The following is a 14,656-nucleotide window of genomic DNA, read 5'->3' as shown; positions in this document are numbered from 1 at the left end:
GGACCGCCCGGCGCGGGGGTGCGGGCGCGGGTCAGCCGAGCAGGACGACCTCGACCTCGGTGCCGGGCTCGACGGACTCCGTGTCCTCGGGGACGACGATCAGCGCGTCGGCGTGGGCCAGCGCGGCGATCAGATGCGAACCGGAGCCGCCCACGACGCTCACCTCGCCGTCGGCGTACGCCCCGCGCAGGAACTGCCTGCGGCCCTTGGGCGAGCCGAGCGCCCGGTCCGCCCTGAGGGTCGCCGTGGCCCGGGGCCGGTGCACGTCAGGGAGGCCCATCAGGGTGCGGATGGCGGGGCGGACGAACAGCTCGAAGGAGACGTACGACGACACCGGGTTGCCGGGCAGGGCCAGCAGCGGCGTGTGGTCGGGGCCGATGGAGCCGAAGCCCTGGGGCTTGCCCGGCTGCATGGCGAGCTTGCGGAAGTCGATGCCGCCGCCCGCCTCGTCCGCGTCGCCGACGTGCGCCAGCGCCTCCTTGACGACGTCGTACGCCCCGACGCTGACCCCGCCGGTGGTGACCATCAGGTCGGCGCGCACGAGCTGGTCCTCGATGGTGGCTCGGAGCGTGTCGGCGTCGTCGACGACGGCGCCCACCCGGTAGGCGATGGCGCCCGCGTCGCGGGCCGCGGCGGTCAGCGCGAAGCTGTTGGAGTCGTAGATCTGGCCGCTGCCGAGTTCCTCGTCGGGCTGGACGAGTTCGCTGCCGGTGGACACGACGACCACGCGCGGGCGCGGGCGCACGCGGGCCGTGCCGCGGCCGATCGCGGCGAGCAGCGCGATCTGCGGCGGCCCGAGGATCGTGCCGGCCTCCAGGGCGAGGTCGCCCGCCTTCACGTCGCTGCCCCGCGCGCGTACGTGGGCGCGTGCCTCGGCCGGCCGGTGCACGCGCACGTGCCCCTCGGCGCCCTCGGGCGCGAGGCTGCGCGCCCGCATCCCGGCGACCGGTCCCTCGCCGAGCCCGCCGTCGGTCCACTCCACGGGGACGACGGCCTCCGCGCCGGGCGGCAGCGGGGCGCCGGTCATGATGCGGGCCGCCTGGCCGGGGCCGACCGGGGTCAGCTCGGCCGCGCCCGCCGCGACGTCCCCGACGACCTCCAGGACGGCCGGGAACTCCTCGCTCGCGCCCGCCACGTCCGCGACCCGTACCGCGTATCCGTCCATGGAGCTGTTGTCGAACGGCGGCAGCGACAGCGGCACCATGACGTCCTCGACGAGGACGCAGCCCTGGGCGTCGAGAAGCTGCAGTTCGATGGGGTCCAGGGGGCGGATGGTGGTGAGGACGTCCTCCAGGTGCTCGTCCACCGACCACAGGTGGTCCGGGCCGGCGGGGCGGGTCGCGGTGCTGCTCAACTCTGCTGCATCTCCTCGGCTACGTAACTGCGAAGCCAGGTCCGGAAGTCCGGGCCCAGGTCTTCACGTTCGCACGCGAGCCTGACAATGGCACGCAGGTAGTCGCCGCGGTCGCCGGTGTCATAGCGGCGGCCCTTGAAGACGACACCGTGCACGGGACCGCCGACCCGCTCCTCGGCGGTGGCCGCCGACGAGTAGGCCTCGGCGAGCTGCTGGAGGGCGTCGGTGAGCTGGATCTCGCCGCCGCGGCCCGGTTCGGTGCGCCGCAGTATGTCGAAGACGTGCGGGTCGAGGACGTAGCGGCCGATGATGGCGTAACCGGACGGGGCGTCCGCCGCGTCCGGCTTCTCCACCAGGCCGGTCACCCGGACGACGTCGCCGTCGACGGTGGTCTCCACCGCGGCGCAGCCGTAGAGGTGGATCTGCTCGGGGTCGACCTCCATGAGCGCGATCACGCTGCCGCCGTACTGCTCCTGGACCTCGACCATGCGCTGGAGCAACGGGTCGCGCGGGTCGATCAGGTCGTCGCCGAGCAGGACGGCGAAGGGCTCGTGGCCGACGTGCGGGGCCGCGCAGAGCACGGCGTGGCCGAGGCCCTTGGGGTCGCCCTGGCGGACGTAGTGCATCGTGGCCAGGTCGCTGGACTCCTGGACCTTGGCGAGCCGGCCGGCGTCGCCCTTCTTCTGGAGCGCCGACTCCAGCTCGTAGTTGCGGTCGAAGTGGTCTTCCAGGGGACGCTTGTTGCGTCCGGTGATCATGAGGACGTCGTCGAGCCCCGCCGACACGGCCTCCTCGACCACGTACTGGATCGCCGGCTTGTCGACGACCGGCAGCATCTCCTTGGGAGTGGCCTTGGTGGCCGGCAGGAACCGGGTGCCGAGGCCTGCCGCGGGAATGACAGCCTTGCTGATCCTGGGGTGCGACTGAGTCATGTCCGCAACCTTATCCGGTGCCTTTGCGAAGATTCTGAGGCTCCGGTCAATTGGCACGCATATGAGCACATTAGAGAGGATGCGGGGACGACCAGTGCAGCACGATCAGCCCGGTGGCGAGACTGACAAGCGAACGTTGCGGAGAGAATTCCTGGGAGTGAGGAACAGGTTGACGACGGATGTCGTCGGGGAGTCCGCCACCGCACTCGCCGGACACGCTCTGCGACTGCCGGAGCTGGCACGCGCACGCACGGTGGCGGCGTACGTCTCCGTCGGAACCGAGCCCGGCACCCGCGCCCTGCTGGACGCGCTGCTCACCCGGGGTGTCCGCGTCCTGCTCCCCGCGCTCCTGCCGGACAACGACCTGGACTGGGGGACGTACGCCGGTGCGGACTCCCTCACCGAGGTCCGGCACGGCGGGAAGATGGCGCTGTTCGAGCCCTCCGGTGAACTCCTCGGCCCGGACGCCGTGCTGGGCGCCGACGTCGTGCTGCTGCCGGGCCTCGCCGTCGACGCGCGCGGGATGCGGCTGGGCCGCGGCGGCGGGTCCTACGACCGCGTCCTGGCACGCCTGGAGCGCGCGGGCGCGCACCCGGCGCTCGTGGTGCTGCTGTACGACACGGAGGTCGTCGCGCGCGTGCCCGCGGAGGCGCACGACCGGCCGGTCCTGGCGGTGGTGACACCTTCGGGCGCGCGCCGGTTCACCGGCTCCTGAGACGGCCCCGGGGACCCGCCGCGCGAGGCGGCCCTCCACGCGCGCGTGGAGGGCCGCCTCGGCCGGGGTGCGGGCGTCCGCCTCAGGGCTTGAGGACGAGCGTGTCACCGGTGCTCTTGTCGACCGCCTTGTCCGAGAACGACCACGGGAGCAGTTCGCCGGCCGCCCACTTGCCCGTCTGGTCGGTGTAGTGGGCGCTGAAGGCGTGGCCCGAGGCGCCGGTCAGGTTGATCCACTTCGACTTGTCGAGGTCGGCGAGGTTGACGACCATCCGCATGGACGGCACCCAGACCACGCCGTAGCCGCCCGCCGCGTTCCAGCCGGTCGCGTTGACCGTGGCCTCGCCGCCGCTGAGCTTCCAGGGACCGCGGTTGAGGACGTACTTGACGACGGCGGGCCCGTCGGTGCCGAGGGTCTGGTTCTTCAGGAACAGGCGGTGCAGCCGGCCCCAGCTCCAGGTGTCGATGTCCTTGCCGAGCTTGGCGGTCAGCTCCCAGCGGGCGTCGATCATGGCTCGCTGGAACAGCTGGTCCATGGTGTCGGCCTTGGGCCGGTCGCCCGCTCCGGCCGGCGTCTTCCACCAGTCGCTGTCCGGCTTGTCCATGAGGTTGCGGACCACCTCGAACCAGCGGTCGCCGCCGTCCGGCTGGGCCTGGTCGGCGGCCCGCTCGCCGCACTCGCGGACCTTGGTGTCGTCGTCCACCGGGCCGGTGCTGTCGGCCCTCTCGACCCACAGGCACTGGCCTTTGACCCGCAGCTCCTTGGGCAGCTTGTTGCCGAAGGCGAGCTTGAGGATGTTGCGCCAGACCGAGTTGAAGTAGGCGGCGGCCGCGGAGTCGGAGTCCTGGGTGTAGTCCCAGCCCTCAAGAAGCTTCTGCGCCTCGCGGACGTCCTTGTCGCCGATGTCGATCTTCAGCAGCTTGGGCACCAGCAGCTTGGCGATCTCGCTGCTGTTGTCCAGCTGCATCTGGCGCATGTCGTCCGTGGAGATCTTGCCGCCGTCCTTGATCTTCGACTCGATCAGGTCGGTGATGCGCTGGCTGCGGGTGCCGTAACCCCAGTCCGTGGTGAGCGTGTAGGGGTACTTCTTGTCGACCACGGCCTGGTTGGCGGTGACGATGTAGCCGCGCTCCGGGTCGTACTCGTAGGGCAGCTCGTCCTGCTTGATGTAGCCGGTCCAGCGGTACTTGGAGTCCCAGCCGGGCGCCGGGACGGAGCCGTCGTCGGCCGACGAGCGGGTGGGGATCTTCCCGGGCAGCGTGTAGCCGATGTGGTTCTTGGTGTCGGCGTAGATCAGGTTCTGCGAGGGCACGTCGAACTGGGCGGCCGCGGCGCGGAAACCGGTCCAGTCGGACGCCTTGTCGAGGGCGAAGACGGCGTCCATGGTGGTGCCCGGTTCGAGGGCGGTCCACTTCAGCGCGACGCCGTAGCCGTCGCCGCGGTCGGGGGCGGCGTTGGCGACGGAGGCCTTCTTGCCGACCTGGACGAGTTCGTCGTCGCGGTCGGACAGCAGCGGCATCCCGTCGGCGGTCTGGCGTACGACGATCTTCTTCGAGGCGCCGCCGGCGACCTTGATGGTCTCCGTGCGGGTCGTGAAGGGCTTGGTCCCGCCGTCGTACTGGTAGCCGTCGCCGGAGACCTTCTCCAGGTAGAGGTCGGTGACGTCGACACCGGAGTTGGTCATGCCCCACGCGATGTCCGCGTTGTGGCCGATGACCACACCGGGCATGCCGGCGAAGGTGTACCCGGTGACGTCGTACTGGCACTTGCTGGAGACCGTCGTGCAGTGCAGGCCCATCTGGTACCAGACGGACGGCAGCGAGGCCGACAGGTGCGGGTCGTTGGCGAGCAGCGGCTTGCCGGTGATCGTGTACTTGCCGCCGACGACCCAGGAGTTGGAGCCGATGCCCTGCCCGTTCACGCCGACGGCGGTCGGGACGTCGTCCAGGACGTTGTAGAGGCCCGCCAGCTGGCTCGTCAGCGCCGAACCGGTGGTCGACGAGGACGAGGTGTCACCGGTGCCCGCCGAGGTCCCGGACGTGCTCGTGGAGCCGCTCGTGGAGCCCGTGCCGCTCTGCTCGAACGCCTGGGAGATCTCGTTGTACTGGCCCTCCTGGACGATCGTCTTGTTCCGGCTGTACGGGTAGTCCGGGTAGAGGTCCTTGATCTGCTGCGCGTCCAGGCGGCTGGTCATCAGGGCGCGGTCGATCTCGTCCTGCATGTTGCCGCGCAGGTCCCAGGCCATCGCCTTGAGCCAGGAGATCGAGTCGACGGGCGTCCACTGCTCGGGCTTGTAGTCGTTGACGAACCCGAGGGCCGCGTACTCCAGGGAGATGTCCTTGCCGTCCTTGCCCTGGAGGTAGGCGTTGACCCCCTCGGAGTAGGCCTGGAGGTACTTCTTGGTCGAGTCCGACAGCTTGGTGTCGTACTCCTGCTTGGCCACCCGGTCCCAGCCCAGGGTGCGCAGGAACTCGTCGTTCTTCACCTGGCCCTTGCCGAACATCTCGGACAGGCGTCCGGACGTCATGTGGCGGCGCACGTCCATCTCGTAGAACCGGTCCTGCGCCTGGACGTAGCCCTGCGCCATGAACAGGTCCTGGTCGGAGGAGGCGTAGACCTGCGGGATCCCGTTGCCGTCCCGCTTCACGGTCACGGGCCCGGAGAGGCCCTTGAGCGTGAGCGAGCCCTTGGTCTGCGGGAACGACGCGCGGACCGTGCTGATCGACCAGTACGCCCCGTAGGCGACGCCCCCGACGATGGCGAGGACGAGCACCAGGACGATCAGGCGGGCCCTGCGCCCCTTCTTCCTGCCGGACTTGCCAGGCTTGTCACCCGTTGTGGCGGTGGTGTTGGGGGGCATCGCTGTCCTTGCTGTCCTAACGCGAGCGGCAGGCGGTCCTGGAGTGCTGGAGCAACCATAGGCGCAGGGCCTGACGCGCCTTGACGCGGAGTCGGGAACCGGCGGGCGCGGGCGTTCGATCCTGCCTCGCCGAACGTCAAGAAAGCGTCAAGAGTTAGGTAAGGTAACGAAGTACTTGGGTGCGGAGCGCCGCAGCCTCGGTCCTGTACGTGAGCTTCCGCGTCGCCCGCGCGCGAGCCGAGGAAGGGAACCGCCACTGACTGTCCAGCACCTCAACCAGCTCCTGCTCGTCTGCTCGCTGGTCCTCCTCGTCGCCGTGGCGGCGGTCCGGATCTCCTCGCGCAGCGGGCTCCCCAGCCTGCTCGTGTACCTGGGGATCGGCGTCCTCATGGGCCAGGACGGCATCGGCGACGTCCGCTTCGACAACGCCGAACTGACCCAGGTCATCGGATACGCGGCCCTGGTCGTGATCCTGGCCGAGGGCGGCCTCGGCACGAAGTGGAAGGAGGTCGAACCGGTCCTCGCCTCGGCGTCCGTCCTGGCCCTGGTCGGGGTCGGGGTGAGCGTCGGGGTCACCGCGGCCGGCGCGCACTATCTGGTCGGGCTGGAGTGGCGGCAGGCGCTCATCATCGGGGCGGTGGTGTCCTCCACGGACGCGGCGGCGGTGTTCTCCGTGCTCCGGCGCATCCCGCTGCCCGCGCGCGTGACGGGCACCCTGGAGGCGGAGTCCGGCTTCAACGACGCCCCGGTGGTCATCCTGGTCGTCGCCTTCTCCACCGCAGGCCCGGTCACGCACTGGTACGTCCTGGTGGGCGAGATAGCGCTGGAACTGGCGATCGGCGCGGCCATGGGGCTCGCGGTCGGCTGGCTCGGCTCCTGGGGCCTGCGGCACGTGGCGCTGCCCGCCTCCGGCCTCTACCCGATCGCCGTGATGGCCATCGCGGTCACCGCGTACGCGGCCGGCGCGCTGGCGCACGGCAGCGGCTTCCTCGCCGTCTACCTCGCCGCCATGGTGCTCGGCAACGCCCGGCTGCCGCACTGGCCGGCCACGCGCGGGTTCGCCGAGGGCCTCGGCTGGATCGCCCAGATCGGCATGTTCGTCCTGCTCGGCCTGCTCGTCACCCCGCACGAACTCGGCGACGACGTCTGGCCCGCCCTGATCATCGGCCTCGCCCTGACCATGGTGGCCCGGCCGCTGAGCGTGATCGTCAGCCTCGCGCCGTTCCGGGTGCCCTGGGGCGAGCAGATCCTGATGTCCTGGGCCGGCCTGCGCGGCGCCGTCCCCATCATCCTGGCGACGATCCCGATGGTGAACGGCGTCGACGCGAGCCACCGGATCTTCAACATCGTCTTCGTCCTGGTCGTCGTCTACACGCTGGTCCAGGGGCCGACCCTGCCCTGGCTGGCCCGCAAGCTGCGGCTCGGCGACGACCAGGAGGCGGCCGACCTCGGCATCGAGTCCGCGCCGCTGGAACGGCTGCGCGGGCACCTGCTGTCCGTGACGATCCCCAAGGGCTCGCGGATGCACGGCGTCGAGGTCAACGAACTGCGGCTGCCCGCGGGCGCGGCCGTCACGCTGGTCGTCCGCGACGGAAAATCGTTCGTGCCGCTGCCCACGACGGTGCTCCGGCGCGGCGACGAACTCCTCGTGGTCACCACCGACCCGGTGCGCGACGCGGCCGAGCGCCGGCTGCGCGCGGTCGCGCACGGCGGCAAGCTGGCGAGCTGGCTGGGCACGAACGGCACGACGGGAGCGGGGACCGGCTCCGGGATGCGTTAAGGGCGTGTTTCCGACGATTCACACCCCGGCCAATCCCAGGTGAACGCCCCTCGTGGTGCCCGTTTTCACAGGTGCACGAGGGGTCCGGCCCTGTAGGATGAAAGCACCCTGATCGAACCAACTCTGCCTGACGCAGAGCTGGCGCGACCGTATGGCGGCCGGATCGCTCCTCCCTGTGGACACCGGTATCTACCGCAGTTCCGCGCAAGAGGACAGCTCTCGGCGCCGCCCCCCTATCCGAAGGGGCCGCGCTACCAGGCGGCAGAAAGGCACGGGCCGTGGAATCCACGGTCACCACCGAGCCGTCGGAGGACTCGGCGACGCCGCCCCGCCCGGGTTACGGCCGGCTGCTGCGCACCCGTGGCGCCTGGACGTTCCTGCTTCCCGGTTTCGCGGCGCGCCAGCCGTTCGCGATGCTCACCATCTCGATCGTGCTCCTCGTCCAGCACACGACCGGCTCGTACGGGGCCGCCGGCGCAGCCGCCGCGGTCACCGGTGTCTCCATGGCCCTGTTCGCCCCGTACAGCGGCCGCCTCGCCGACCGCCACGGTCAGCGCGCGGTGCTGATCCCCGGCGTGCTGGTCCACACCGTGTCGGGCCTCGCCTTCACCGCTCTCGCGCTGGCGCACGCGCCCCTGTGGGCGCTGTTCGTGGCGGCGGTGCCGACCGGTGCCTCGGTGCCGCAGATCGGCCCCATGGTGCGCGCCCGCTGGGGCGTGCGGCTCCAGGACTCGCCCCTCATGTCCACCGCGGCCGCCTTCGAGTCCGTCACGGACGAGCTGACCTTCGTCTTCGGCCCGCTGCTCGCGACCGCCCTGTGCACCACCGTGGCCCCGGCCGCGGGCCTGGTCACCGAGTCCGCACTGACCCTGGTCGGCGGTCTGCTCTTCGCGGCGCGCAAGAGCACCCAGCCGCAGGTCACCGCCGCCGGCCACGCGCGCGTACGGCACGCCTCGGCGCTCGGCGTCCCGGGCGTCCGGGTACTGGTCGCCGTCTTCCTCGGCATCGGATCGGTCTTCGGCGGCATGCAGGTCTCGCTTGCCGCGTTCACCGAGTCGATCGGCGAGCCCGGCCTGAACGGCGTCCTGTACGGCACCTTCGCCGCGGGCAACATGCTCTCGGGCGTCGTCTGCGGCGCGATCGCCTGGAAGGCCGCACCGCACCGCCGTCTGGTCGTCGGCTACGCGGCGCTCGCGCTCACCGCGTCGGCGCTGTGGACGTCCCACTCCGTGCTCGTGCTGGCCGGCCTCGGACTGCTGGTCGGCATGTGCATCGCGCCCGCGCTGATCACCGGCTACACGCTGGTCGAGAGCCTGGTCCCGGCCGGTGCCCGCACCGAGGCCTTCACCTGGCTGACCGGCGCGGTCGCGCTCGGCCAGGCGGCCGCCGTCACGGTCGCCGGACAGCTGGAGGACCGCCTGTGGGGCGGCGCCGGATTCCTGGTGCCGATGGCGGGCACCGTGCTCGCGCTGGTGACCCTTCTGGCCCTGCGTTCGCGGCTCGTCACCCGGCCCCGGAACCGTACGGTGGCACGTGGCGTCGGTCACCGCGTGCCGGTGACGGTGGACTGATCCCCGGGAATACGTCACTATGGACCGTCGTTAGCACTCATCGAGTGAGAGTGCCAGGAGGAAGACAGTGCCGACCTACCAGTACCAGTGCACCGAGTGCGGCGAGGGCCTCGAGGCGGTGCAGAAGTTCACCGACGACGCCCTGACCGAGTGCCCCAACTGCGGTGGCCGCCTGAAGAAGGTGTTCTCCGCCGTCGGCATTGTCTTCAAGGGCTCGGGTTTCTACCGCAACGACAGCCGCGGCTCGTCGTCGAGCAGCAGCCCCGCGTCGAAGCCGTCGGGCTCCGGCTCGTCGAGCACGTCGTCCGACACGAAGTCGTCCTCGGCGTCGTCGTCGAGCACGTCCTCCTCGGGCTCGGCGTCCTCCGGCTCGGCCAGCACCTCCGCCGCCTGAGACACCTTCTCCGGACCCCGCCGTCGAACCGACGGCGGGGTCCGAGGCGTTCCCGGACACTGGGTCCTGGCCGCCGCGACGGCCCGCTACTGTGCTGAGCATGGTGAACGCAGAGATCGGCGTAATCGGTGGCTCCGGCTTCTACTCCTTCCTGGACGACGTGACCGAGGTCCAGGTCGACACGCCCTACGGGCCGCCCAGCGACTCCCTCTTCCTCGGTGAGATCGCCGGCCGCCGGGTCGCCTTCCTGCCCCGCCACGGACGCGGCCACCATCTGCCGCCGCACCGCATCAACTACCGGGCCAACCTCTGGGCACTGCGCTCCGTCGGCGTGCGCCAGGTGCTCGGCCCGTGCGCGGTGGGCGGTCTGCGCCCCGAGTACGGGCCGGGCACGCTCCTCGTGCCGGACCAGCTGGTGGACCGGACGAAGTCCCGGGCGCAGTCCTACTTCGACGGCCTGCCGCTGCCCGACGGCACCGTGCCGAACGTGGTGCACGTGTCCGTGGCCGACCCCTACTGCCCCACCGGGCGGACCGCGGCGCTCAAGGCGGCGCGCGGCCGGGACTGGGAGCCGGTGGACGGGGGCACGCTGGTCGTGGTCGAGGGCCCGCGGTTCTCGACCCGCGCCGAATCGCTGTGGCACCGGGCGCAGGGCTGGTCCGTGGTGGGCATGACCGGGCATCCCGAGGCGGCGCTCGCCCGTGAACTGGAACTCTGCTACACGTCGCTGACGCTGGTCACCGACCTGGACGCGGGCGCGGAGACCGGCGAGGGCGTCTCCCACGACGAGGTCCTGCGGGTCTTCGCGGCCAACGTGGACCGGCTGCGGGGCGTGCTGTTCGACGCGGTGGCGGCCCTGCCGGACAGCGCGGACCGGGACTGCCTGTGCACGAGCGCGCTCGGTGGCATGGACCCGGGGTTCGCGCTGCCGTAGCGGTCCGGGGTTCCGCCGCCCCGGCAGGGGCGGAACTCCTCGTTCGGGTGGCGGAGTTGTCCACAGCCCCTGGGTGACCCACAGGCTCCGGCGCGTTCCGGCGCACGGCCTCATCGTGGCCGTGCAAGCCGATTCCTCGTCGCAGGTGGTGATCCGCATGTCCCTCCCTCCGCCCTCCTCGCCCGCCTTTCCGCCTCCGCCGCCCTCACCGGCCGTGCCGCCGCCTCCGCGGGTCCCGCGCCCGCTGGGCACGGACGCCCCCGCGACCTGCGAGGTCCCGCACTTCGACCCGGTGCGCGTAGGGGGTGCGGGCCATCGGCTGGGGCGGCTGCTGCGGCACCGCAGGCGGGCCCTCGCGGCCGGCCTGGCGGTCACGGCGGCGGCGCTGGTCGCGGCCGGACCACGGGCCGCCACGGATCCGGCGCGGGCCGAGCGGCCCCGGAAGCATCCCGCCACCCAGCCGGTACGGCGGCACGCGCCGCCCGTGGACCTGGTGAGGGCGCCGGTGCGCATCGCCGACGCCGCCACGGTCCGCCTGCTGCGTCCCGGCGACCGGGTGGACGTCGTGGCCGCCGGGGACCCCGCGACGGGCGGGACGGCCCGGGTCGTCGCGCGCGGGGTACGGGTGACGGAGCTGCCGGAGCCCGCCGGGGACGCCTCGCAGAGCGGGGCGCTGGTCGTGCTCTCGGTTCCGCACCCGGTGGCGGCCCGGCTGGTCGGCGCGAGCGCCACGGCACGGCTGGCGGTGACGATGTGCTGAACATGCTGGGGAGATTTCTTGGCCGAATCCGGTCAAGTCTCTCGTTCGAGCGAACCCATTGGGCAGGATGGCCGCATGGTGACGTAGGTTGCGGAGCGCTTTGTTCCCCACCCTGTGCATGCGAGGAGAGTCCCCGAGGTGATCGAGAAGAAGGAACCGGGTATCTGGCAGGGCTTCAAGGCCTTCCTGATGCGCGGCAACGTCGTCGACCTGGCGGTCGCGGTGGTCATCGGCGCCGCCTTCACCAACATCGTCAACTCGGTGGTGAAGGGGCTCATCAACCCGCTGGTCGGCGCGATCGGCACGAAGAACCTCGACAGCTACAGCACGTGTCTGCAGGAACCCTGCAAGACAGCTGCGGACGGCACGATCACGAGTGGCATTCAGATCATGTGGGGCTCCGTCCTCGGAGCCACCCTGAGCTTCGTGATCACCGCCGCGGTCGTGTACTTCCTGATGGTCCTGCCGATGGCGAAGTACCTGGCCCGGCTGGAGGCCCGCCGGAAGGCGCGCGAGGGCACGCACGAGGTCGTCGAGGTGACCGAGCTGGAGGTCCTGAAGGAGATCCGCGACGCCCTGGTCGCGCAGCGCGTCGCCGGTCAGAACGGCGGCGGGACCGGGCAGGGCGGCGCTCCCGGGCAGGACTGGCGCTAGCGGCGCCGCCGCGGGCGGTTCAGAGGTGGTGGGGCGGCTTCTCGTCGAGGAAGCGCTTGAGGTCGGCGGCGGAGTCCCCCGCCGGCCGCTCGCCCCAGCCGCCGTCCGTGTCGTCCGAGGACTGCCGGTCCAGCGGGTCGTCGAAGATCAGCGCGGCCTTCGGGTCGCGCGGCTCGGGCTCGGGGGCGGCGGTGGTCATGGCTCCAGGGTACGGCCGCGGGCCCGGCGCACCGGCCGCCGCCTCCGCTCCCCCGCCCCGCGTGATCACCACCACAGGCTTTCGGGATCCTTTTCTGCTGTGCTGGACGCATGACGTCGAGTTCCGCTCCGGCGCCCGCTTCCCAGGGCGCACCCCCGCACCTCCGGCCGCTGCGCCCGCTCACCGCGCGCGGGCGCCACGAAGCCCACCGCGTGGCCTCGCCGCTGGAGCTCTTCTTCGACCTGTGTTTCGTGGTGGCCATCTCGCAGGCGGGCGGCGAGCTGGTGCACGCGGTCGCGGAGGGGCACGCCGGCCAGGGCGTGCTGAACTACGCGATGCTGTTCTTCGCCATCTGGTGGGCGTGGATGAACTTCAGCTGGTTCGCCTCGGCGTACGACAACGACGACGCGCTCTACCGGATCGTCACCCTCGTCCAGATCGCCGGTGTCCTGGTGCTGGCGGCCGGTGTCTCACGGGGCTTCGCCGACCACGACTACACCGCGGTGTGGCTCGGGTACGTGATCATGCGGGTGGCGATGGCCGCGCAGTGGCTGCGGGCCGCGCGGTCGGCCGAGGGCCCGGAACGCAGGATGGCGCTCCGGTACGCGGGCGGCGTGCTGCTGTGCCAGGTCGGCTGGGCGGGCCTGGTGCTGCTGCCGCAGGACGCGCGCGGCTGGCTGTACCTGGCGATGGTGATCCTGGAGATGTGCGTGCCGCTGTACGCGGAGCGGGAGCACACCACCTCGTGGCATCCGCACCACATCGCCGAACGCTTCGGCCTGTTCACGATCATCGTGCTCGGGGAGACCATCGCGGCGGCGACCGTCGCCGTGAAGTCGGCCCTGGCCGAGCACAACGCGCTGGGCGAACTGCTGCCGATCGCCGCGGGCGGCCTGCTGATCGTCTTCTCCGCGTGGTGGATCTACTTCGTGGTGCCCATCCACGGTCATCTGCGCTCCAACCGGCAGTCCTTCCTGTGGGGTTACGGCCACTACGTGATCTTCGCGTCGGCGGCCTCGATCGGCGCGGGCCTGGAGGTCGCCGTGGAGCAGGCGGTGGGCGCGGCGCACATCTCGGCGGTGGCCGCCGCGGCGGCCGTGACCGTGCCGACGGCGCTGTACCTGCTGACCGTGTGGGGCCTGCACTCGCGGTACTTCAAGGTCGGCGTCGCCCAGCAGCTGGTACTGCCGGTGACGGCGCTGCTGGTGCTCTGCTGCACCTTCCTGGGCGACTGGGCAGTGCCGGCGGCGGGTGCGGTGTGCGCGCTGGCGGTGGCGACCGGGACGACCCTGACGGCGCGCACGGCCGCCCAGGGACACCCCACGGAGGCGACCCCGGGCGTCTCCTGACGGTCCGGCGGCGGGGCGTCCTGGGCCAGACTGGCGGGCATGACAGTGGACGCATTGACGGACGTGGCCGGAGTGCGGGTGGGACACGCGTCCCGCAGCGGCGGCGGCTGGCTCACCGGGACGACGGTGGTCCTCGCGCCCGAGGGCGGCGCGGTCGCCGCGGTGGACGTACGCGGCGGCGGCCCGGGCACCAAGGAGACGGACGCGCTCGACCCGCGCAACCTGGTCCAGCGGGTGGAGGCGATCGTGCTCACCGGCGGCAGCGCCTACGGGCTGGACGCGGCGTCCGGGGTGATGGCCTGGCTGGAGGAGCGGGGACGCGGGGTGCGGGTGGGGGCCGATCCCGCGCACGTCGTGCCGGTGGTGCCCGCCGCCTGCGTCTTCGACCTCGGTCGGGGCGGGGACTTCCGGGCCCGACCGGACGCGGCCATGGGGCGCGCGGCGGTCGAGGAGGCCGCGGCGAGCGGGGCCGGGGCGCCGGTGCGGGAGGGCTGCGTGGGGGCCGGGACGGGAGCCGCGGCCGGGGCGCTGAAGGGCGGCGTGGGCAGCGCGAGCACGGTGCTGGAGTCCGGGATCACGGTGGCCGCGCTGGTGGTGGCCAACGCGGCGGGCGCGGTGTTGGATCCCGGCACGGGCGTGCTGTACGGGGAGTTGTACGAGGGACGCGTGCGGTATCCCGAGGAGCGGGTGCACGAGGCCGCGCGCCGACGGCTCGCCGAGGCCGCCGCCGCGGGCGGGCCCCCGCCGCTCAACACCACCCTCGCGGTGGTGGCGACCGACGCCGACCTCTCCAAGGCGCAGGCGCAGAAGCTGGCCGGGACGGCGCACGACGGCATCGCGCGGGCCGTGCGGCCGGTGCACCTGCTGCACGACGGGGACACGGTGTTCGCGCTGGCGACGGGTGCCCGCCCGCTCGACGGCGGTCCGCTCGCGCTCAACGAGATCCTCGCGGCCGGCGCGGACCTGGTCACGCGCGCTCTCGTGCGCGCCGTACGGGCCGCCGAGTCGGTGGCGGGACCGGGCGGAGCGTGGCCGTCCTACCAGGAGTTGTACGGGGCGCGATGACGGCGGCGGGGGGGCGTGCCGGACACGCGCGCGCCTTCGCCGATTGTCCCGGTTCTGTCACGTGATGGGGTTCCCGGCCGTTCCGCGGA

13 protein-coding genes are annotated in these 14,656 nt (G+C 72.1%); 9 read left to right on the top strand and 4 right to left on the bottom strand.

The annotated features are described in order from the left end of the window. Positions 1-31: 31 nt before the first annotated feature. Positions 32-1,354: a gephyrin-like molybdotransferase Glp gene (glp, locus tag ACIQOE_RS28295; protein WP_351321096.1), complete on the bottom strand. Its 1,323-nt coding sequence runs from the start codon at positions 1,352-1,354 to the stop codon at positions 32-34. Next, positions 1,351-2,286, bottom strand: coding sequence for a UTP--glucose-1-phosphate uridylyltransferase GalU (gene galU, locus ACIQOE_RS28290; RefSeq protein ID WP_401414477.1), 936 nt, complete (start codon positions 2,284-2,286; stop codon positions 1,351-1,353). Before galU ends, glp begins: the two co-directional genes overlap by 4 nt. 79 nt (positions 2,287-2,365) lie before the next feature. Here galU and ACIQOE_RS28285 point away from each other — a divergent pair, with 79 nt between their 5' ends. Next, positions 2,366-3,001: a 5-formyltetrahydrofolate cyclo-ligase gene (locus ACIQOE_RS28285; protein ID WP_365576562.1), complete on the top strand. Its 636-nt coding sequence runs from the start codon at positions 2,366-2,368 to the stop codon at positions 2,999-3,001. Between the two features lie 82 nt (positions 3,002-3,083). Here ACIQOE_RS28285 and ACIQOE_RS28280 read toward each other — a convergent pair whose 3' ends face one another. Next, positions 3,084-5,861, bottom strand: coding sequence for a penicillin acylase family protein (locus ACIQOE_RS28280; protein WP_401414475.1), 2,778 nt, complete (start codon positions 5,859-5,861; stop codon positions 3,084-3,086). Positions 5,862-6,036: 175 nt separating this feature from the next. On the opposite strand from ACIQOE_RS28280, the gene ACIQOE_RS28275 reads away from it, so the two are divergent. The 6 genes from ACIQOE_RS28275 (at position 6,037) to mscL (ending at position 11,954) form a co-directional block, all read left to right on the top strand. Then, positions 6,037-7,641 carry a potassium/proton antiporter gene (locus ACIQOE_RS28275; protein ID WP_365564869.1) on the top strand — a complete coding sequence of 535 codons (1,605 nt, stop codon included), beginning with the start codon at positions 6,037-6,039 and terminating at the stop codon, positions 7,639-7,641. 278 nt (positions 7,642-7,919) lie between these two features. Next, a complete protein-coding gene (locus ACIQOE_RS28270; RefSeq protein ID WP_365564871.1) occupies positions 7,920-9,212 on the top strand; it encodes an MFS transporter in 1,293 nt (430 codons plus the stop codon). Between the two features lie 67 nt (positions 9,213-9,279). After that, a complete protein-coding gene (locus ACIQOE_RS28265) occupies positions 9,280-9,606 on the top strand; it encodes an FmdB family zinc ribbon protein (protein ID WP_365564874.1) in 327 nt (108 codons plus the stop codon). Positions 9,607-9,706: 100 nt separating this feature from the next. After that, positions 9,707-10,540, top strand: a complete 834-nt coding sequence (locus ACIQOE_RS28260; RefSeq protein WP_365576566.1) for an S-methyl-5'-thioadenosine phosphorylase — start codon at positions 9,707-9,709, stop codon at positions 10,538-10,540. 157 nt (positions 10,541-10,697) lie between these two features. Next, positions 10,698-11,300, top strand: coding sequence for a hypothetical protein (locus ACIQOE_RS28255; RefSeq protein WP_401414472.1), 603 nt, complete (start codon positions 10,698-10,700; stop codon positions 11,298-11,300). 138 nt (positions 11,301-11,438) lie between these two features. Then, positions 11,439-11,954 (top strand): large conductance mechanosensitive channel protein MscL, encoded by a 516-nt coding sequence (gene mscL / locus ACIQOE_RS28250; RefSeq protein ID WP_365564878.1) that lies wholly within the window; start codon positions 11,439-11,441, stop codon positions 11,952-11,954. A 19-nt stretch (positions 11,955-11,973) separates the two neighbouring features. Here the strand turns inward: mscL and ACIQOE_RS28245 are convergent, their stop codons facing one another. Continuing rightward, a complete protein-coding gene (locus ACIQOE_RS28245) occupies positions 11,974-12,153 on the bottom strand; it encodes a hypothetical protein (protein ID WP_351321116.1) in 180 nt (59 codons plus the stop codon). A 110-nt stretch (positions 12,154-12,263) separates the two neighbouring features. Between ACIQOE_RS28245 and ACIQOE_RS28240 the strand changes: the two genes are divergently transcribed. Then, entirely contained in the window at positions 12,264-13,502 is a 1,239-nt protein-coding gene (locus tag ACIQOE_RS28240; protein WP_365564881.1) for a low temperature requirement protein A, read from the top strand. A gap of 39 nt (positions 13,503-13,541) precedes the next feature. Next, a complete protein-coding gene (locus ACIQOE_RS28235) occupies positions 13,542-14,567 on the top strand; it encodes a P1 family peptidase (RefSeq protein WP_401414469.1) in 1,026 nt (341 codons plus the stop codon). Positions 14,568-14,656 lie beyond the last annotated feature (89 nt).

Origin of the sequence: Streptomyces sp. NPDC091282 (assembly GCF_044757385.1) — a bacterium.
Classification (GTDB): domain Bacteria; phylum Actinomycetota; class Actinomycetes; order Streptomycetales; family Streptomycetaceae; genus Streptomyces; species Streptomyces gramineus.
Note: the sequence above shows the minus strand (reverse complement) of the source record. Positions and strands in the feature narration are given on the sequence as shown.